Source organism: Afipia dichlorophenoxyacetatis, assembly GCF_055386385.1.
The window spans coordinates 5,459,597-5,477,351 of sequence record NZ_AP029250.1 but is presented as its reverse complement, the minus strand read 5'-3'; the positions used below and the strand labels follow the sequence as shown (position 1 = coordinate 5,477,351).

22 protein-coding genes are annotated in these 17,755 nt (G+C 59.5%); 14 read left to right on the top strand and 8 right to left on the bottom strand.

The window, feature by feature from the left end; all coding sequences use genetic code 11:
• The first annotated feature begins 57 nt into the window (after positions 1-57).
• Positions 58-1,365: an ATP-binding protein gene (locus ACZ5C3_RS25695; RefSeq protein WP_464033938.1), complete on the top strand. Its 1,308-nt coding sequence runs from the start codon at positions 58-60 to the stop codon at positions 1,363-1,365.
• Here ACZ5C3_RS25695 and ACZ5C3_RS25690 read toward each other — a convergent pair.
• Complete coding sequence (locus ACZ5C3_RS25690; protein ID WP_464033937.1) at positions 1,304-2,185, bottom strand: YihY/virulence factor BrkB family protein; 882 nt, start codon at positions 2,183-2,185, stop codon at positions 1,304-1,306. The two genes, ACZ5C3_RS25695 and ACZ5C3_RS25690, sit on opposite strands and share 62 nt — an antisense overlap.
• A 139-nt stretch (positions 2,186-2,324) precedes the next feature.
• Here ACZ5C3_RS25690 and ACZ5C3_RS25685 point away from each other — a divergent pair, with 139 nt between their 5' ends.
• The 6 genes from ACZ5C3_RS25685 to ACZ5C3_RS25660 all read left to right on the top strand — a co-directional run bounded on the left by ACZ5C3_RS25685 (position 2,325) and on the right by ACZ5C3_RS25660 (position 6,410).
• Positions 2,325-2,519 carry a twin transmembrane helix small protein gene (locus ACZ5C3_RS25685; RefSeq protein ID WP_464033936.1) on the top strand — a complete coding sequence of 65 codons (195 nt, stop codon included), beginning with the start codon at positions 2,325-2,327 and terminating at the stop codon, positions 2,517-2,519.
• 44 nt (positions 2,520-2,563) lie between these two features.
• Positions 2,564-3,136, top strand: coding sequence for a cob(I)yrinic acid a,c-diamide adenosyltransferase (locus tag ACZ5C3_RS25680; RefSeq protein ID WP_464033935.1), 573 nt, complete (start codon positions 2,564-2,566; stop codon positions 3,134-3,136).
• A gap of 117 nt (positions 3,137-3,253) precedes the next feature.
• Complete coding sequence (locus tag ACZ5C3_RS25675) at positions 3,254-4,003, top strand: electron transfer flavoprotein subunit beta/FixA family protein (protein WP_464033934.1); 750 nt, start codon at positions 3,254-3,256, stop codon at positions 4,001-4,003.
• Positions 4,003-4,944 carry an electron transfer flavoprotein subunit alpha/FixB family protein gene (locus ACZ5C3_RS25670; protein WP_464033933.1) on the top strand — a complete coding sequence of 314 codons (942 nt, stop codon included), beginning with the start codon at positions 4,003-4,005 and terminating at the stop codon, positions 4,942-4,944. Before ACZ5C3_RS25675 ends, ACZ5C3_RS25670 begins: the two co-directional genes overlap by 1 nt.
• 306 nt (positions 4,945-5,250) lie before the next feature.
• Positions 5,251-6,129 (top strand): 3-hydroxybutyryl-CoA dehydrogenase, encoded by an 879-nt coding sequence (locus ACZ5C3_RS25665; RefSeq protein ID WP_464044354.1) that lies wholly within the window; start codon positions 5,251-5,253, stop codon positions 6,127-6,129.
• Between the two features lie 92 nt (positions 6,130-6,221).
• Positions 6,222-6,410 (top strand): putative motility protein, encoded by a 189-nt coding sequence (locus ACZ5C3_RS25660; RefSeq protein ID WP_464033931.1) that lies wholly within the window; start codon positions 6,222-6,224, stop codon positions 6,408-6,410.
• Positions 6,411-6,436: 26 nt separating this feature from the next.
• Here the strand turns inward: ACZ5C3_RS25660 and ACZ5C3_RS25655 are convergent, their stop codons facing one another.
• The 7 genes from ACZ5C3_RS25655 to tlpA form a co-directional block, all read right to left on the bottom strand.
• Positions 6,437-6,814, bottom strand: a complete 378-nt coding sequence (locus ACZ5C3_RS25655) for a VOC family protein (protein ID WP_464033930.1) — start codon at positions 6,812-6,814, stop codon at positions 6,437-6,439.
• Between the two features lie 142 nt (positions 6,815-6,956).
• Positions 6,957-7,427, bottom strand: coding sequence for a VOC family protein (locus ACZ5C3_RS25650; RefSeq protein ID WP_464033929.1), 471 nt, complete (start codon positions 7,425-7,427; stop codon positions 6,957-6,959).
• A 45-nt stretch (positions 7,428-7,472) separates the two neighbouring features.
• Positions 7,473-7,832: a DUF1428 domain-containing protein gene (locus tag ACZ5C3_RS25645; RefSeq protein ID WP_464033928.1), complete on the bottom strand. Its 360-nt coding sequence runs from the start codon at positions 7,830-7,832 to the stop codon at positions 7,473-7,475.
• A 155-nt stretch (positions 7,833-7,987) separates the two neighbouring features.
• On the bottom strand, positions 7,988-8,611 hold the full coding sequence (locus ACZ5C3_RS25640; RefSeq protein ID WP_464033927.1) for a glutathione S-transferase family protein: 624 nt from the start codon (positions 8,609-8,611) through the stop codon (positions 7,988-7,990).
• Between the two features lie 20 nt (positions 8,612-8,631).
• Positions 8,632-8,979 (bottom strand): SRPBCC family protein, encoded by a 348-nt coding sequence (locus ACZ5C3_RS25635; protein WP_464044801.1) that lies wholly within the window; start codon positions 8,977-8,979, stop codon positions 8,632-8,634.
• On the bottom strand, positions 8,946-9,395 hold the full coding sequence (locus ACZ5C3_RS25630; protein WP_464044353.1) for an ArsR/SmtB family transcription factor: 450 nt from the start codon (positions 9,393-9,395) through the stop codon (positions 8,946-8,948). The genes ACZ5C3_RS25635 and ACZ5C3_RS25630 overlap by 34 nt, the downstream gene beginning before the upstream one ends.
• Positions 9,396-9,538: 143 nt before the next feature.
• Complete coding sequence (tlpA, locus tag ACZ5C3_RS25625) at positions 9,539-10,210, bottom strand: thiol:disulfide interchange protein TlpA (RefSeq protein WP_464033925.1); 672 nt, start codon at positions 10,208-10,210, stop codon at positions 9,539-9,541.
• A gap of 78 nt (positions 10,211-10,288) precedes the next feature.
• Between tlpA and argH the strand changes: the two genes are divergently transcribed.
• From argH to ACZ5C3_RS25590, 7 genes are all read left to right on the top strand, one after another.
• Entirely contained in the window at positions 10,289-11,686 is a 1,398-nt protein-coding gene (argH, locus tag ACZ5C3_RS25620; protein WP_464033924.1) for an argininosuccinate lyase, read from the top strand.
• A gap of 82 nt (positions 11,687-11,768) precedes the next feature.
• Positions 11,769-12,038 carry an LPS translocon maturation chaperone LptM gene (gene lptM, locus ACZ5C3_RS25615; RefSeq protein WP_464033923.1) on the top strand — a complete coding sequence of 90 codons (270 nt, stop codon included), beginning with the start codon at positions 11,769-11,771 and terminating at the stop codon, positions 12,036-12,038.
• A 6-nt stretch (positions 12,039-12,044) separates the two neighbouring features.
• The gene (gene lysA / locus ACZ5C3_RS25610; protein WP_464033922.1) at positions 12,045-13,310 is read left to right on the top strand and encodes a diaminopimelate decarboxylase; all 1,266 of its coding nucleotides are present in this window, start codon (positions 12,045-12,047) and stop codon (positions 13,308-13,310) included.
• Positions 13,311-13,577: 267 nt separating this feature from the next.
• On the top strand, positions 13,578-16,139 hold the full coding sequence (locus tag ACZ5C3_RS25605) for a TIGR02302 family protein (protein WP_464044352.1): 2,562 nt from the start codon (positions 13,578-13,580) through the stop codon (positions 16,137-16,139).
• 150 nt (positions 16,140-16,289) lie between these two features.
• Complete coding sequence (locus tag ACZ5C3_RS25600) at positions 16,290-16,685, top strand: ArsR/SmtB family transcription factor (protein WP_464044351.1); 396 nt, start codon at positions 16,290-16,292, stop codon at positions 16,683-16,685.
• Positions 16,686-16,761: 76 nt separating this feature from the next.
• Complete coding sequence (locus tag ACZ5C3_RS25595; protein ID WP_464033920.1) at positions 16,762-17,193, top strand: VOC family protein; 432 nt, start codon at positions 16,762-16,764, stop codon at positions 17,191-17,193.
• Between the two features lie 39 nt (positions 17,194-17,232).
• Positions 17,233-17,751, top strand: coding sequence for an SRPBCC family protein (locus tag ACZ5C3_RS25590; protein ID WP_464033919.1), 519 nt, complete (start codon positions 17,233-17,235; stop codon positions 17,749-17,751).
• Positions 17,752-17,755: the final 4 nt, after the last annotated feature.

Here is a 17,755-nt window from a genome sequence, read left to right as displayed (position 1 = left end):
GCTCGCAGGAAAAATCTGGCGAACTTCTGAACCACCGCACTGGATGGATGAGGGACTATGGCGGCGAGATTGCGCGTAAAGCGGAGCCAGAAGACGTCTGCCAAGCGGACGGTTGGGAAGCGGGCAGGCGGCAAGCGAGCGCCGAAAAAGCGTGTTCAGAAAAAGCAGGCTTCGAGGAAAGGCGCTCCGAAAGCGGCGGTGAAAAAAACGCGCGCGAACCGAGCCGCGGTGTCCGCGGAGAAAGGCTTGGTCGAGGCCGCTCTTGCGACCTTTGCCCATGAGGTCCGCACGCCGCTGACCGGGATTCTTGCCATTAGCTCATTGCTGGCGACGTCGGAACTCGGGGAGCGCGAACGCCGCTGGGTCGAGACCATCAAAGTCGGCGCGGAGCATTTGGCTGCGTTGGCCTCGCTGTTTGTCGATGCCGCGCGGCGGGGTAACTCCATTCTGACCATCAGGGATGACTTCTTCGACCTGCGGGCGCTAGCACGGGCGGTTGGGGATTCGTTGACGGGGCGGGCGGCCGCAAAGGGCCTGCAATCAAAGGTGGATATTCCCGACGACCTGCCGCCCTTTGTGATTGGTGATTCCGTTAGGCTGCGGGCCGCGCTTGAAAACCTGATCGACAATGCAGTGAAATTCACCGTGCAGGGTGAAGTTGTCTTGAGCGTGATCGTCACGTCGATCACCCAAGACAGGCTCGGTATTGCGTTCGCGGTGTCCGACAGCGGCATTGGGTTGTCGCTCGCTGAAATCAAGCGGCTGTTCAAACCGTTCTCGCAGGCGAATGTCACCATCGCATCGCGCTTTGGTGGTGCGGGGCTTGGCTTGTCGTCCGTCAAGCAGCTTGCCCGCGCCATGGGCGGCGATATCACCGTGGCCCAGCGGGCGGGCGGTGGCGCGACATTCACTCTGACCGCGACACTGAAGCGCGCCGAGGAGTCAAAAGCGACGCTACCGGAGATGGGAGCACCAGTACCTCCCGTTCAGGCACTGCGCATCCTGAGCATTGAGGACAATCCGTTTGGCCGTGTCGTGCTCAACGCCATTCTGTCTGAATTGGGCCATCGTGCCGAATTTATTGGGCGAGGCGAAGATGCGCTTGAACGCATAACGCAGGGTGAGTTCGATGCCGTGCTGATGGATATGGTATTGCCGGGCATTGATGGCATTGAGACGATCAGGCGTCTTCGTGCGCTGGACGTTCCGCAAGGGTGTGTTGCAATCATTGGCGTGTCGGGGCGTGCGGAGGACGAGGAGGCCGCTCGCACGGCAGGCGCTGACGCGTTCCTCATTAAGCCGGTCAACCCGCGGGCGCTGGCAATGGCGCTTCTTCAGGCGACGCGGCGGGATCCTTCGATTTGAGGATTGCGGCGTTGAGTTCGCCGCCATAGACGAAAATCGCTGCAGTAAAATAAAGGAACACCAGCGCGATCATGACCGAGGCGAGGCCCGCATAGGTCGTGACATAATTGCTGGCGAAACGTTCCAGGTATTTTCCGAACACCACCCCCGATACCAGTGATGCGATCATCGTGACCACGATGCCAGGCATGATTTCGCGCATCTTGCGCGTCCCGGCCGGCAGCCATTTGTGCAGGATGATGAGGGCGACGATCAGCGATATGATAGCGAGCCCATAGCGCAGGACCGTAAAAAGGCTTTCGTTCGGTTCGATCCGCCAGGGAATATAACGGCGCGCTGTGGCCAGAATGAGCGGGCCAAGAACGATCAGGAAGGCCATGGCCAGCGATGTCACCGCCGCGACCATCGTGTAGCCGATCGATTCAAGGCGCAGCCAGTACCAGCTGCGGGTCTCGGTGACGGCATAGGAGCGGTTCAGCGCGACGCGGAGACTCTCCACGCCATTCGAGGCGAAGTACAATGCGAGCACCACTCCGATGGTAAGCACGCCTCCGTGCGATGTGGTCAGGACATTGTGAATTTCGCCGGAAAGTGCATCGGCGACCTGTGAGGGCCAGGTCTCCAGCATCAGTTCGACGGCGTTGTCGGCGAGTTCTTCTGAGCCGAAGAAGCCGGCAAGCGACGTGATCACGATGAGGAATGGAAACAGCGCCATCAAAGCCGATAGGGCAATGTGGCTTGCGATGGCCCAGCCATCGTCGGCCAAGAATTTATAAAACGCATCAAGCGCGACATTGAATGCGTAGCGAAGCCGCTTCACGTTTCACCCTGACCCATCAGCCCCTATGCTTTAGCGTGCTGGAACGTCTTAGTCAGTACGATTGACGGGCAAAAAGGTTCTCTCCGGCATTTTTTGTGCGGTGATGGCGAAAATTGATCTGTGGTGTTATGTAGCAGTCATGTCATCATTCCTCAGCAGCATTGCCCTTCCCATCGCCCTTGCCGCAGTCACGGTCGTGCTGTTGCTGGGCCTGTTCAATATGTTGCGTGGCGGTTCGCCCAATACCTCACAACGGCTCATGCGGTTGCGCGTGCTATTTCAATTCGTTGCCATCGTCATCGCAATGGCGGCGATCTGGGCCATGGGGCACTAGCGGATTTTTGAAAGCGGGGCGAAAGCCCAAAACGGATTCAAGTGATGGTCATTCTCAATCGGATTTACACCCGTACTGGAGACGATGGCACCACGGCGCTCGGCAGTGGAGAGCGCCGCCCGAAATACGATCTGCGCGTCAGCGCCTATGGCACCGTTGATGAGACGAACGCGACCATCGGCGTGGCACGTCTTCACATGACCGATGCTCAGACGATCAACGCCATGCTCGGTCGCATCCAGAATGACCTGTTCGATCTTGGTGCGGACCTCGCGGTGCCACAGCGTGACGGCAAGGCGGAACGGCTGCGTGTGCTCGCCTCGCAGGTCGCGCGTTTGGAGCAGGATATCGACACCCTCAACGCCAATCTGGCGCCACTCAACTCTTTTGTTTTGCCTGGCGGAACATCGGCTGCTGCCCATCTCCACCTGGCACGCACCGTGTGTCGCAGAGCGGAACGAGTGGTGGTGGAACTGGCATCCCAGCCGGATGAGCCGGTGAGCGATGCTGCAATCCAGTATCTCAACAGGTTATCTGACTTTTTGTTCGTTGCGAGCCGGGCGGTGAACGACAGCGGCGCCCGTGATGTTCTCTGGGTGCCCGGCCAGAACCGGTAACACGCAGAATAGGCATACCTTTCTGGTTTTTCGATTTTCGCGCGTTGACCCGGATTGGCGGGACCATTAGGTTCCGCCGCCACGGAGATCAACCAAAGTCAAGACGAAAGGGAACCGATGAAGGTTCTGGTGCCGGTTAAGCGGGTCGTTGATTACAACGTCAAAATTCGTGTGAAAGGCGATGGCTCGGGTGTCGAACTCGCCAACGTCAAGATGTCGATGAATCCATTCGACGAGATCGCGGTCGAGGAAGCCCTGCGCTTGAAAGAGGCTGGAAAGGCTACCGAGATCGTCGTGGTGTCGATCGGTCCGGCGCAAGCGTCGGAAACCATTCGCACCGGACTCGCGATGGGCGCGGACCGCGGCATCCTTGTGAAGACCGATGCCGTCGTCGAGCCGCTCGCGGTGGCAAAGATTTTGAAAGCCGTTGTTGACGAAGAGAAGCCGGGTCTTGTCATTCTGGGCAAGCAGGCCATCGACGATGACTCCAATCAGACCGGACAGATGCTTGCGGCGTTGCTCGGCTGGTCGCAGGCGACGTTCGCATCGAAGCTCGAAGTCGATGGATCGGACTTTAAGGTCACGCGCGAGGTCGACGGCGGACTGCAGACTGTGAAGGTCAAGGGACCGGCGATCGTTACCACTGACCTGCGTCTCAACGAGCCGCGCTATGCAAGCCTTCCGAATATCATGAAGGCGAAGAAGAAGCCGATCGACGAGAAGGCTGCTGACTCGTTCGGCATTGATCTCTCACCACGTCTGGAAGTTCTCAAGACAACGGAACCAGGGGGCCGCAAGGCGGGCGTCAAGGTCAAGGACGTTGCCGAACTGGTTTCCAAGCTCAAGACTGAAGCGGGAGTGCTCTGATGGCCACGCTGTTGATTGCCGAACACGACCACGCCAACCTCAAGGACTCCACCAACAAGGCGCTGACGGCGGCCGCTGCGCTTGGCGCTGAAGTCCATGTTCTCGTCGCCGGTGGCGGCGAAGGCACCAAGGGGGCCGCGGAAGACGCTGCCAAGCTTCAAGGTGTGACGAAAGTTCTGCTCGCAGAGAATGCGATTTACGAGCACGATCTCGCCGAGCCGCTGGCTGCATTGATTGTCTCACTGGGCGGATCGTATGATGCGATCGTTGCGCCTGCTACGTCGCGCTTCAAGAACGTGATGCCGCGCGTGGCGGCACTGCTCGACGTGATGCAGATCTCCGAGATCATCAAAGTGGTCTCGCCGGATACGTTCGAGCGCCCGATCTATGCCGGTAACGCGATCCAGACCGTGAAGTCGAAAGACGCCAAGAAGGTCATCACGGTTCGGACTTCAACGTTTGCGGCAACGGGCGACGGCGGTAGCGCTGCGGTCGAGAATGCGGCGTCAGTGAACGATCCGGGTCTGTCGAGCTTTGTGGGTGAGGAGGTCGCCAAGAGCGATCGTCCGGAACTGACTTCGGCAAAGATCATTGTCTCCGGCGGCCGTGCCATGCAGAGCCGCGAAAACTTCGCCAAGTACATCGAGCCGCTGGCCGACAAGCTGGGTGCGGGCGTCGGTGCGTCGCGCGCCGCTGTCGACGCCGGCTACGCTCCGAACGACTGGCAGGTGGGGCAGACCGGAAAGGTGGTGGCGCCTGAGCTTTATATCGCCATCGGTATCTCCGGTGCGATCCAGCATCTGGCCGGCATGAAGGATTCCAAGGTGATCGTCGCGATCAACAAGGATGAAGACGCGCCGATATTCCAGGTTGCGGACTATGGTCTCGTTGCCGATCTTTATCAGGCGGTGCCTGAGTTGACGGCAGCACTTGGAAAGTAAAGACTTTCGGCGCGACCGGAGGTCGCGCTGACAGACTATTCGGCCCCGGCAGGACGATTCAACACCCGCCGGGGTTTGACGTTATGTTAAAGGTGGTACGGCAGTGTGACGCCGCTTCACCTCGTGTGGTGGTTCAGAAGTCCGCTTCGTTTTCCCGGCGCGTGCTTCAAGCGAACTTCTGAGCCTGAACCACACTGGAATTGTAGTTTATTGGTGTCCTTTCGAATCCGAAGTTCGTTACGAGGTGCGCTGCATATAAGGCGCGCCTCGGATTCGGGACGCTAAGCGGGAAAGACCGGAACGCAAATGACGGCGATAAAGACGGTTGGTGTGATTGGCTCAGGCCAGATGGGGAACGGCATTGCGCATGTCGCAGCTCTGGCTGGATTTGATGTCGTGCTCAACGATATCTCGGCAGAGCGTCTCAAATCCGCGATGGCCACCATCAACGGTAACCTGTCCCGGCAAGTCGCCAAGAAGACCATCACGGAAGATGAGCATAAGAAGGCGCTTGCGCGTATCACGTCGACCGATAGCCTCGATGGCCTCGCCAATTGCGACCTTGTCATCGAGACGGCCGTCGAAAAGGAAGACGTTAAGCGCAAGATATTCCACGATCTGTGCGCGATCCTGAAGCCCGAAGCGATTATCGCATCCAACACGTCGTCGATCTCGATCACGCGCCTTGCCGCATCGACCGATCGTCCGGAACGCTTCATCGGCATTCATTTCATGAATCCGGTTCCGGTCATGGAGCTGGCGGAATTGATCCGCGGCATCGCGACGGATGATGCGACCTTTGAAGCGTCGCGTGAATTCGTCACCCGGATGGGCAAGCAGATTGCCGTCTCCGAGGATTTCCCGGCCTTTATTGTCAATCGCATTCTGCTGCCGATGATCAATGAGGCGATCTACACGCTCTACGAAGGTGTCGGGAATGTCGAAGCTATCGACGCTGCGATGAAGCTCGGCGCTCATCATCCGATGGGGCCGCTTGAGCTGGCGGATTTCATTGGCCTGGATACCTGTCTGTCGATCATGCAGGTTCTGCATGAGGGGCTCGCGGATTCGAAATATCGTCCGTGCCCGCTGCTCGTGAAATATGTCGAAGCCGGTTGGCTTGGCCGCAAGTCGCAGCGCGGTTTTTACGATTATCGCGGCGAAAAGCCGGTTCCCACCCGATAATTTGCGACATTTGCACAACCCTGCCGCTTAAAATTTATTAACTCATCCCGGCTAGGGTCCGTGGCAGTAGAAGTGCGCGTAGGTGTGTTGCGATGGATATGATGGCTATGGTCTCCGCCATGATGGCGATGCAGGCAGGAAATTTCCAACAGCAAGTCGCAACCAGCGTGCTTAAGTCGAACCTCGACTCCCAGGCCTCCGTTCTGCAGCTTCTCTCTCCCGCAGCCCCCGCGGCGAACAACGCGCCTGGCATCGGCGGCAATCTCGACATTTCGGTCTAAGCCAGACGCGCTTCCTGGCCGCCGCCTCAACAGGTCGGCGTCATCCAGCCAATCCCGGCTCCGCTGGGCTCACGCAGCATTGCAATGCGGCCGACGTCGGGCACGTCGAAGATCGGGATCATGAGCTCCGCTCCGGCCGCGACGGCTTTCTTGACGCGGGCGTCAACGTCATCGACGGCCAGAAATGGAATCCAGCTCTCGGGCACGCCCTCAAAGCGTGGCTGGTCGATCGAGAACAGACCTGCGACGGGTTGATCGCCCATGTATGCGATCCAGTAGGTGGATCCATCACCGGCGGTGGTAGACTGAAATGTCCAACCGACAGTCTCGATGTAAAATCGTTTGGCGCGTTCCGCGTCGCGGGTTCGCAGCTCGTTCCAATGAAAATGACCGTGCGGTGTCATTGGCGGCTCCCTTAATTCGTTCATATGCTCGGCGTGACGCCATGCGGCATCAAGCACACGTGCATAGACGCCGTTCCCAACGCGCGGGGCGGGAAGGGCGTTATCGCCATTCCCTTCGGCATCATAAGAACGTCGTGCGGCGTTATTGTGCATAGGCTTGCTGTAGCTTTTTGATGTCGAGCTTCGTCATTTGCATGATGGCGTCCAAGATTTTTTGCGACTTCGCCGGCGTGGCCTGCTTCATCAGTTCGCTGAGCGCGGTGGGTACGACCTGCCACGACACGCCGAATTTATCCTTCACCCATCCGCACTGCTGTTTTTCGCCGCCTTCGGAAAGCTTCTCCCAGAAATGGTCGACTTCCTCCTGGGTTTCGCAATTGACTATCAGCGACAGTGCAGGAGTGAACGTGAAGACCGGCGGACCGTTCAATGCGAGAAATCTCTGTCCGTTGATTTCCAGCTCGATGGTCAGCACCGAGCCTTTCGGCATTGGTGCGCCGTCGCCGTAATGCGCAACGTGACCAACCTTTGTGTTCTTGAAGGTCGATGCGTAGAAATCCACGGCTTCTTTGGCTCTGCCGTCGAACCATAGACACGGTACGATATCTTTCATCGCTCACTCCTGACTTCACTTTGAGATCTGGCTGATTCCAGACCGTTACATCGTCACGATGGTGTCGAAGCCACCGTAGATCATGCGCTTGGCGTCGAACGGCATCGCCTTGGGATCCATCATGTTCGCCAGACGCGGATCTTTCATCACCTTGGCGTTGATGCTGTCGCGGTGCTTGCGCGACTTGTAGGTGATCCAGGAGAAGATCACGGTCTCACCGGGCTTGAGCTTCACGCTGCGTGGAAACGAGGTGAGCTTGCCGACCTTGACGTCTTCCGCGACACACTCACGGTATTCGAGTGCCCCATACTCTTTCCAGACCTTGCCGGCTTTGCGGGCCAGCGCTTGATAGGCTTTGAGATTTTTCTTTGGAACGGCAATAATGAAACCATCGACATACTGCATCTCAGACTCCCTACGCTGATTGTTCTTGATCGGTGAACTATGGTGACGAGGTTTGTTTGCTCGTCGTGCAGCACGCGTGCGGTGCTTCCGGCGCGTGGTAGTGTCCGGTCATATCCACATGACCGCCAGCGTCATAGCGATCATGGAGTCGCACCTCAGGCGGCTTCCGCGTAACTGGGGAACGGATCTCGCCAGGCGGGAAGTTCATTGAGCCTCGCATGCCAGCGCTGGATCTCGGAGAAGTCATCGATCGGAATACGCGCGCTCTTGGCGTAAGGAAGTGTCACGGCCACCGCGAAATCGGCGATGGAGGGGGTATCGCCTACGAGATAGGTTCTGCCGCGCAGATGTTCGTTGAGGACAGACCCGTGCTGGCGAACCCATTTCTCTGCTTCGCGCACGACATCTGGATCTGGAGAGCCAAAACCAAGCTGTGGTTTGATGAGATTTTGAAAGTAGAGCGTGCCCGCGAAACGCGTGAAATGATTCGAGTCCCAGCTGAGCCATCGCATCACTTCGACCTGACGCTCGCCGGTGGGCCAAAGATCGGAGTCCGTCACGCGTGCGAGATGGCACATGATGGCATTGGCTTCCCAAAGTGTCGTCGCGCCGTCCTGAAGAACCGGGACTTTGCCGTTGGGATTCATCGCCAGAAATACCGGCGTTCTGTTCTCGCCTTTCGCCAAATCAACGCGAATGTACTCGACCGGCGCGCCAAGATATTTTGCGACTGCGCAAGCCTTCCTCGGATTTAATGTCTCGGAATAGAAGAGCTTCATATCGGTTTCCTCCGCTGGTCTCAGGCGAACAGTTTCTCGAGCTTGTCGAGCGTCCCGGTCCAGCCGCGGTTGTGACCATCACGCGCGGCCTCATTGAAGAATTTGTCGTGGGTGAGCGTCAGCAGCGTCACATCACCTTCTTCTCGCAGCACGACCGTCACTTGCGAGACGCGCTCTGGTGTCGAGTGCCACGCCCAGCTGAACACCAGTCGCTGATTGGGCGTGACCTCGAGGTATTTGCCGCCGACCTCGTGATAATCGCCGTCGTCCGTCTTGAAGCTGATGCGGAAATGGCCGCCGACCCTGACATCCATGTCGGCCTTGACCGTGTCGACTAAGGTTGGTGCGGGTCCGAACCACTGGACGATTTTTTGCGGGTCTGTCCACGCTTCGAAGACTTTGGCGGCTGGGGCTCTGAGTCGTCGGGCGAGGGTGAGGCTTGGCTGGGTGAGCATAAGTCGTTCTCCACAAACGCGGCGAGGCGATCGAGTTGGGCAGACCAAAATCGCTGGTAGCGGCTGAGCCATTCCATGGCCTGCTCCATCGGGGCCGCCGTCAGGCGGCAGGTCACCGTGCGGCCTGTTTTGGTGCGGGTGATCAGGCCGGCGTCGGACAACACATCGAGATGCTTCATCACTGCGGGCAGCGACATCGCGAACGGCTTCGCTAGTTCGCTGATCGTGACGTCCTCGCGCCCTTCCAGGTGCGCGAGCAATGCACGCCGTGTCGGGTCGGCGACGGCGGAAAACGTGCGGCTCAACTGATCTGATGAATAGTAAACCATATGGTTAAGTATAGGCGCGCGGGCGAGATCGTCAAGGGCAACCTCAGATGGAACTGCGGCTTATGGGCGCAATCGCGGGCGCGCGTGAACGCGGGCGCGGGTGCTCCTGCGTTGCTGAGGGCTTCTGAGTGAGTTTGGGGGGCTTAGGAGCCGGTTGCGGCCGTGATCAATTTCACAGCGTCGTCGCTGGCCCATTCCGCCGGGCCGGCGATGGTGGCGATTTCGCAGCCTGCGCCATCGACAAGAACAGAGGTTGGCATGCCCAGGGCACGGCCAGCCGCCTTGAGATCCTGGAAGACCTTGGCCTTGGCGTCGTGGAAATAGCTGATCTGCGTCAGGTTACCGTCCTTCAGGAAATTCCTGGGGCGGTCGAGGTCGCGCGTATCGATGTTGATCGCGACCACCTCAAATTTCGGGCCGCCGAGCTTGGCCTGAAGCTGGTCGAGCGCCGGCATTTCCTTGCGGCAGGGGACGCACCATGTCGCCCACAGGTTCACCAGCACGGTGCGGCCACGCCAGTCGGACAATTTTCGTGAATTGCCCTCGGCATCGCTGAAAGTCAGGTCCGGCACCTTCAGTGGCGCGGTAGCCATGGTTAACGCCGCAACCTCGCCATGAGCCAGCGGAGTGAGCTTTTTTGCAAGATCGACCGCCGGACGGCAGGTAGGGTCGCCGGAATGATTGCCTGTCAGCCCCCCGATCCCGTATATCCCCACAAATCCGATGACCGCCGCGATCACGACGGCGGCAAGCACCATCGGTGTGCGGAAAGCTTTCCGGGTCGTATCGGGGCGTGGCTGGTCGGCGTCAGGCATTTTGCTTGTCATTCTCCGGACAGGTCGGATGCGATGATGAAATAGTGAATTTTCGGGACGTCGTTAGGCGGGATTATCATGAGCAACAAAATGTGGGGCGGGCGGTTCGATGAGAGCCCTGATGCGATCATGGAAGAGATTAACGTCTCCATTGACGTCGATCAGCACCTTTACGCCCAAGATATCGCCGCGTCCAAGGCCCACGCAGCCATGCTTGCCACACAGGGCATTATTACCGCAACTGATGCAAAAAACATCGCCAGCGGTCTAGACACGATTTTGTCAGAGATCAGCAAGGGTTCCTTCACGTTCAAGCGCGCGCTCGAGGACATTCACATGAATGTCGAGAGCCGGCTCAGCGAATTGATCGGACCGGCTGCAGGCCGTTTGCACACCGCGCGTTCGCGCAACGATCAGGTTGCCACCGATTTCCGTCTCTACGTACGCGATGTCGTCGATGACGCCGACAGGGCGCTGGCTGCGTTTCAGCGCGCGCTGGTCGACCGCGCCATTGAACACGCCGATACTGTGATGCCGGGCTTCACCCATCTGCAGACGGCGCAACCCGTGACCTTTGGTCACCATCTGCTGGCTTATACCGAAATGGCCTCACGCGATCGCGGCCGCTTCGCGGACGCGCGCAAGCGCTTGAACGAAAGTCCGTTGGGGGCAGCGGCGCTGGCGGGTACGTCATTCCCGATCGATCGTCATGCGACGGCAACGGCGCTCGGATTCGATCGGCCGATGGCCAATTCGCTCGACGCGGTTTCCGATCGCGACTTTGTGCTGGAGACATTGTCGGCCGCAGCAATCACAGCTGTTCATCTCTCCCGCTTCGCTGAGGAAATCGTGATCTGGACCTCGCCGCTGGTCGGCCTGGTGCGGTTGTCCGACAAATTCACCACTGGCTCATCGATCATGCCGCAGAAACGGAATCCGGATGCGGCAGAGTTGGTGCGCGCGAAGACTGGACGCGTCATCGGTGCGCTGAACGGACTGCTGATCGTGATGAAGGGGCTGCCGCTCGCCTATCAAAAGGACATGCAGGAAGATAAGCAGGGCGCAATGGAAGCGTTCGCTGCGCTGTCGCTGGCGATCCGCGCGATGACCGGCATGGTGCTCGACCTCGTGCCGGATGAAGCGCGGATGAAGGTTGCTGCCGGCGAAGGTTATGCCACCGCCACCGATCTGGCCGATTGGCTGGTACGGACGCTGAAGATGCCATTCCGCGAGGCGCACCACGTCACGGGCCGCATCGTCGCGAAGGCTTCCGAGACCGACTTGCCGCTGCACAAAGTGCCGTTGTCAGACATGCAAGTCATCGAGCCGAAGATCACGGAAGATGTTCTGAATGTTCTCTCCGTGCAGTCTTCTGTTGAGAGCCGCACGAGCTATGGCGGAACAGCGCCGCAAAATGTGCGTGCACAGGCCCAGGAATGGCTCAAGCGACTGGAAAAAGAGCAAAAATCGGGCTGACCCCATCAATTTTTGCTGTTCATGCCCCCTCGCCAGAGCCGCACCTTCTTTGTATGGTGGCGCGCAATTCAGGGACTGACACGTGACTCCTCGCTCCAATCACTCTTTTTCGAAGCTGACAGTCGCAGGCTTGATTGCCTTGACCTGCGTTCTGGCAGGTTGCGGCCGCAAGGCCGGTCTTGATCTGCCGCCGTCTGCGGCGGCGGGCCAGACGGCCGCGCCGGGAAATGAGCAGAACGCCGCTGCAAAGCCGCTACCGGGCGATATTTTCACTGCGCCCAATACTGAACCGGCGCCGACCGCTGCGCGCGGCAAAAACAAACGAATCATTCTCGATCCGATCCTGGATTGATCTGACATGAACCATTTCCAATATCGTGACGGCGTGCTTCACGCCGAGGGTGTCAGTCTGGCAGCGCTGGCGGAAACCGTCGGCACACCGTTCTATTGCTATTCAACCGCGACTCTCGAGCGTCACTACCGCGTCTTCGCAGAGGCTTTCGCCGATGTGAACACGCTGGTGTGCTACGCCATGAAGGCGAACTCCAATCAATCAGTGCTGCGCACGCTGGCCAAACTCGGTGCAGGTGCCGACGTGGTATCCGGCGGCGAGTTGAAGCGCGCGCGGGCGGCGGGAATCTCGCCAGAGAAGATCGTGTTTTCCGGTGTCGGCAAGACTGAAGCCGAGCTGCGCCAGGCGCTCGCGGAAAACATCCTGTGCATCAACGTTGAATCCGAGCCGGAACTCGCCTTGCTGTCGTCGCTTGCGAGCGAAACCGGTCGTACCGCGCACATCTCGGTACGCGTCAATCCGGATGTGGATGCGCGCACCCACGCCAAGATTTCAACGGGCAAGTCGGAAAACAAGTTCGGCATTCCGCTCGCTCACGCGCGCGACGTCTATGCCCGCGCGGCAAAGCTGCCCGGCATCAAGGTCGCTGGCGTGGATATGCACATTGGCAGCCAGATCACGGATCTGGGGCCGATGGAAGACGCGTTCAAACTGCTGGTGGAATTTGTCGGCGCGTTGCGTGCGGATGGGCACACGATCTCGCATGTCGATTTTGGCGGCGGTCTCGGCATTCCCTACGAGCACGATCTGCCCAATCCACCGGAGCCGGCGGCCTATGCGCAGATGGTGAAGCGCGTTACCAAGGGGCTCGATGCGACGTTGCTATTCGAGCCCGGACGTATGATCGTTGGCAACGCCGGTATTCTTGTGGCCCGCGTGATCTATGTGAAGCATGGCGACGCAAAGACGTTTGTTATCATCGATGCCGCGATGAATGATCTCATTCGTCCGACACTCTACGAAGCGCATCATGACATTCTGCCGTTGCGGCAAGCTGTGCCGGGCGAAAAGACCATCGTGGCCGACGTAGTCGGGCCGGTGTGTGAAACCGGCGATTACCTCGCGCTCGATCGCAAAATGCCGCAGCCGAAGCCGGGTGACTTGCTGGCAATCATGACAGCGGGCGCCTACGGCGCGGTGCAAGCTGGAAGCTACAACACGCGCGCGCTCGTGCCTGAAGTGCTGGTCAAGGACGACCAATACGCGGTGGTCCGGCCGCGCATCGATGTTGATGCCTTGATCGCCATGGATAAGCCGGCTCCTTGGCTTTGATCGGTGTCACCACCCTCCCGGGAGCAGCCGGTAGCGAACCTGCGACATATACGCGGCGTAGCCCGGCAAATTGATCGCGGAGTTTTCCTCCGGCGAGTAGCCGCTTGCGACGCCGCGAATATCGGCTAACCCGACCTCCTGTCACGCTTTCGTGACAGTTGGGACGATGTTCCGAGGAGCAACCCTTGCATGTGGGTAGGGTGTTGAGGGGCATGCCTCATTGCCGCCGCTGTGATACGCTGCCTTTTGGATAACCCGGAGAGGCTGTTGAGCAACCCGACCCCAGACCCGTCAGAGCGGCCGCGCGATCCTGAGGCTGCACAGCAGCTTCAGCTTGCTCAGGCTTTGCAGCGCGCACGGTTGGCGTTGGCGTGGGAGCGCGGCTGGCCGCATCTTGCGCGGTTCCTGACCGTCGTTGGGTTGTTCCTTGCTGCGTCGTGGGCCGGGCTGTGGGTTGCATTTCCGTTCGCGGTTCGCGTCGTCGTATTCTCCGCCTTTGTGTTGCTTGCACTTGCCTCCCTCGTGCCGGCGATTCGCTTTCGCTGGCCGACGCGTGAAGATGCGCTGCGCCGGCTCGATCTCGGAACCGGCATTCGTCATCGCCCTGCAACGGCGTTGACCGACACGCTCAAGTCGCAGGATCCGATTGCCCAGGCCTTGTGGCAGGAGCAGCGGGCGCGGACTCTGGCCTCCATCAAACGCATTCGTGCCGGCCTGCCATCGCCGCGTCTGGCTTTGCACGATCCGTGGGCGCTGCGGGCGCTCGTGCTGATGCTGATGGCGGCGACCTTCATCGCGGCAGGCAGCGATCGCCTGTCGCGTATTGGCGCGGCGTTTGATTGGGATGGCACATTCACTGCCGCAAACGTTCGCGTCGATGCATGGGTGACGCCACCGGCCTACACCAATCGTCCTCCCATCATTCTGTCTGGGTCCACGACCAAGGACGCGCAACACGCCGATGCCGGATCGATAACTGTTCCTTCGGGAAGCACGTTGATCGTGCGCTCCAGTGGCGGGCGGCTTGATGTCGCAGCCGGCGGTGGCGTGACAGAGGTTCCTGTCACGGAGAATGCGCCGCAAGGAACGAACGAGCGGCGCTTTAACATTACCGGCGATGGTACCGCTCATGTCCGTGCGCCGTCCGGCCAGCCGCAATGGACATTCAAGACGGTTGCCGATCGCGCCCCGACCATTTCACTTGCAAAAGATCCCGAACGTCAGGCGCGCGGGAGCTTGCTGCTGTCCTACAAAATCGAAGACGATTACGGTGTGACGGAAGCGCATGCCCAGTTCGCGCCTCGTCAGACGGAGAAGGACGGGGAAGAAACCCAGCCGCTGTTCGATCCGCCGCAGATCGCGCTTGGGCTGCCGAACGCACGCACACGAAACGGCGTCGGTCAGACCGTCAAGGATCTCAGTGAAAATCCTTACGCTGGCGCCGACGTTACGTTGACGCTGACCGCGAAGGATGAAGCCGGCAATGAAGGGCGTAGCGAGCCATTCGACATGCGGTTGCCCGAACGGCTGTTCGTCAAGCCCCTGGCGCGCGCACTGATCGAGCAGCGCCGCAACCTGGCGCTCGATGCCAACCAGAAGCCTCTCGTGCTGATCGCGCTCGAGGCTCTGATGATCGCGCCGGAAACGTTCACACCGGAGCTTGGACATTATCTCGGGCTGCGCAGCGTCGCCGCGCAACTTGGCCATGCCAACTCGAAGACCGCGATGCGCGAGGTCGTGGACAGTATGTGGGCGCTCGCGGTCGCGATCGAGGATGGCAACATCACCGATGTCGACAAGGCGCTTCGCGCGGCACAAGACGCGTTGAAAGAGGCGCTGGAGCGCGGCGCCAGCGACGAAGAAATCAAGAAGCTGACGGAAAACCTGCGCGCGGCGCTGGATAATTTCATCCGGCAGCTGGCCGAGCAGATGCGGAACAATCCGCAGCAGCTCGCCCGGCCGCTTGATCCCAACACCAAGATTCTGCGTCAGCAGGACCTCAAGAACATGATCGACCGCATGGAGCGGCTGTCGCGCTCCGGCGACAAGGATGCCGCGCGGGCGCTGCTCGACCAGATGCAGCAGATGCTCGAGAATCTGCAGATGGCGCAGCCTGGACAAGGCTCCAACGATACGGATCAGGCGCTGAACGAACTCGGCGACATGATCCGAAAGCAACAGCAATTGCGCGACAAGACGTTCAAGCAGGGCCAGGATTCGCGCCGTGACCGCAACCGCGGCGATCAGGGCGACCAGAGCGGCATGGACGGTCTGCGTCAGGACCAGCAGGCCCTGCGCAATCGTTTGAACAAGCTGCTCGACGACATGAAGAAGAACGGCATGATGCCGGGGCAGCGCGGCGACAAAGGTCAGCAGGGTCAGCAAGGACAGCAGGGCCAACCCGGGCAGGGCGACGACGGTCAGGGTGATGGCGATTCCTTCGGCGATGCCGAATCCGCCATGGGTGATGCCGGTAACCAGCTTGGCGAAGGCAACGCCGAGGGCGCTGTCGATGCCCAGGGGCGCGCGCTGGAAGCGTTGCGTAAAGGAGCGCAAAACCTGGCGCAATCCATGCAACCTGGCGAAGGGCAGAATGATGGCCCCGGAAATCAAATGGGCCGTCAGCAGACCGGAGAGAACACGACCGATCCTCTCGGGCGGCCATTGCACGGCCGGGAGTGGAGTGACGATCTCTCCGTGAAGATCCCGGGTGAAATCGACGTGCAGCGTGCACGGCGAATTCTGGAAGAGCTGCGCCGCCGCCTCGGCGATTCACAGCGGCCACAGGTCGAACTCGATTATCTCGAACGGTTGCTCAAGGACTACTGAGCGAATTGCTGCTGCGCGGCACATCGCCGCGCAGCGGTCCTGCGAGGACTATGTCATCAAAATTCCATTGAGCGGTTGCTTGACGCCTTCAGCGGGTCGTTGTACTTAACCAAAAGGTTATTTAACTGAATGGTTATATATGAGGTGTCCGTGGACCTCCTGAGCGCGAAATTCGCAGCACTCGCCGACCCAACCCGCCGGGCCATCCTGGCGCGTTTGGTTCTCGGAGAGACGTCGGTCACGGAACTCGCCGAGCCTTTTTCGATGAGCCTGCCCGCGGTCTCAAAACATCTCAAGGTACTGGAACACGCTGGTCTCGTGACGCGAAGCCGCGAGGCGCAATGGCGGCCATGCCGGATCGAGCCGACCGCGCTGAAGGAAGTCGACGATTGGCTTGAGGAATATCGTCGCTTCTGGGATGCGCGGCTTGATCGTCTCGAGGACTACCTGAACGAACTGCAGGCGAAGGAGGCTGACGATGCGGCAAAGCCGCAAAAAGCCAAGCGCGCCGTCAAAGCCAAAAAGCAAACGTCTCCGCGGAAATAGCGAGGACAACGAAACGCCGTTTCGGCTGCCAAGCCGAAAGCGACCTTGAACGTTTCATTCAACCAAGGAGCTTCTCATGACCGATCAACTACCTCAGCTCGTCCCGCATCTTGCTGTCAACGGCGCGCGGGATGCGATCGAATTCTACAAGAAGGCGCTCGGTGCTGTCGAAGTGATGGCGATCCCCGCTGAGGACGGCAAGCGCCTGCTGCATGCGCACATCACGATCAACGGTGGCGCAGTGTACTTGCATGATGACTTCCCGGATTTCTGTCCGAGCGGAGCAAATGCAAACATTAAGTCTCCGAGCGCCTTAGGTGGCACATCGTTGGTCGTTCATCTCGAAGTAAAGAATTGCGATGAAGCGATGCAGCGCGCAGTCGATGCTGGGGCAAAGGTCGTCATGCCTGCGATGGATGCTTTCTGGGGCGCGCGCTACGGTCAGGTCGTCGATCCATTCGGCCATGCCTGGAGCTTTGCGAATCCGCTGCAGCCGAAGGCCGGCTGATACGCAATCCACTGAGCGTCGTGTGAACGAGGAACAACCATGACAAACCAAGCCAGCGCCGCCGTTGCCTCAGCGGATCGTGTATTCACGGTCACGCGGTCCTTTAATGCCCCGCGTGATCTGGTGTGGAAAGCCTGGTCCGAGCCCGAGCGTCTCGCGCAATGGTGGGGGCCGAAAGGCTGCAAGCTCGAAGTCCGCAAATTGGAATTCAAGCCGGGCGGTATCTTTCACTATGGCATGCAGATGGGCCCGGGCACGTGGTGGGGCCGCTTCGTCTATCACGAGATCGAAAAGCCGGAACGCATTGTGTTCGTCAGTTCGTTTTCTGATGAAGCGGGAGGGATCACCCGCGCGCCTTTCAGTTCGACATGGCCGCTCGAGGTGTTGAACAATCTCACTCTCACCGAAGAAAATGGAACGACGACGGTGGCGCTCCGCGGCGGTCCAATCAATGCGACCGCCGAAGAGCGGGCCTTCTACGAGGGTATGTTCGAGTCGATGCAGCAGGGATTCAGCGGGACATTCGATCAGCTCAACGAGTATCTGGCGAAAGCCTGATCGA

What these genes read in the sequence shown, in the direction of transcription:
- ACZ5C3_RS25595 (WP_464033920.1), top strand. Translation starts at nt 16,762, where the DNA reads ATGACCGATCAACTACCTCAGCTCGTCCCGCATCTTGCTGTCAACGGC.
- ACZ5C3_RS25680 (WP_464033935.1), top strand. Translation starts at nt 2,564, where the DNA reads ATGGTCATTCTCAATCGGATTTACACCCGTACTGGAGACGATGGCACC.
- ACZ5C3_RS25590 (WP_464033919.1), top strand. Translation starts at nt 17,233, where the DNA reads ATGACAAACCAAGCCAGCGCCGCCGTTGCCTCAGCGGATCGTGTATTC.
- ACZ5C3_RS25670 (WP_464033933.1), top strand. Translation starts at nt 4,003, where the DNA reads ATGGCCACGCTGTTGATTGCCGAACACGACCACGCCAACCTCAAGGAC.
- ACZ5C3_RS25645 (WP_464033928.1), bottom strand. Translation starts at nt 7,832, where the DNA reads ATGCAGTATGTCGATGGTTTCATTATTGCCGTTCCAAAGAAAAATCTC.
- ACZ5C3_RS25665 (WP_464044354.1), top strand. Translation starts at nt 5,251, where the DNA reads ATGACGGCGATAAAGACGGTTGGTGTGATTGGCTCAGGCCAGATGGGG.
- ACZ5C3_RS25650 (WP_464033929.1), bottom strand. Translation starts at nt 7,427, where the DNA reads ATGAAAGATATCGTACCGTGTCTATGGTTCGACGGCAGAGCCAAAGAA.
- lysA (WP_464033922.1), top strand. Translation starts at nt 12,045, where the DNA reads ATGAACCATTTCCAATATCGTGACGGCGTGCTTCACGCCGAGGGTGTC.
- ACZ5C3_RS25695 (WP_464033938.1), top strand. Translation starts at nt 58, where the DNA reads ATGGCGGCGAGATTGCGCGTAAAGCGGAGCCAGAAGACGTCTGCCAAG.
- tlpA (WP_464033925.1), bottom strand. Translation starts at nt 10,210, where the DNA reads ATGCCTGACGCCGACCAGCCACGCCCCGATACGACCCGGAAAGCTTTC.
- ACZ5C3_RS25640 (WP_464033927.1), bottom strand. Translation starts at nt 8,611, where the DNA reads ATGAAGCTCTTCTATTCCGAGACATTAAATCCGAGGAAGGCTTGCGCA.
- argH (WP_464033924.1), top strand. Translation starts at nt 10,289, where the DNA reads ATGAGCAACAAAATGTGGGGCGGGCGGTTCGATGAGAGCCCTGATGCG.
- ACZ5C3_RS25630 (WP_464044353.1), bottom strand. Translation starts at nt 9,395, where the DNA reads ATGGTTTACTATTCATCAGATCAGTTGAGCCGCACGTTTTCCGCCGTC.
- ACZ5C3_RS25660 (WP_464033931.1), top strand. Translation starts at nt 6,222, where the DNA reads ATGGATATGATGGCTATGGTCTCCGCCATGATGGCGATGCAGGCAGGA.
- ACZ5C3_RS25685 (WP_464033936.1), top strand. Translation starts at nt 2,325, where the DNA reads ATGTCATCATTCCTCAGCAGCATTGCCCTTCCCATCGCCCTTGCCGCA.
- ACZ5C3_RS25655 (WP_464033930.1), bottom strand. Translation starts at nt 6,814, where the DNA reads ATGACACCGCACGGTCATTTTCATTGGAACGAGCTGCGAACCCGCGAC.
- ACZ5C3_RS25675 (WP_464033934.1), top strand. Translation starts at nt 3,254, where the DNA reads ATGAAGGTTCTGGTGCCGGTTAAGCGGGTCGTTGATTACAACGTCAAA.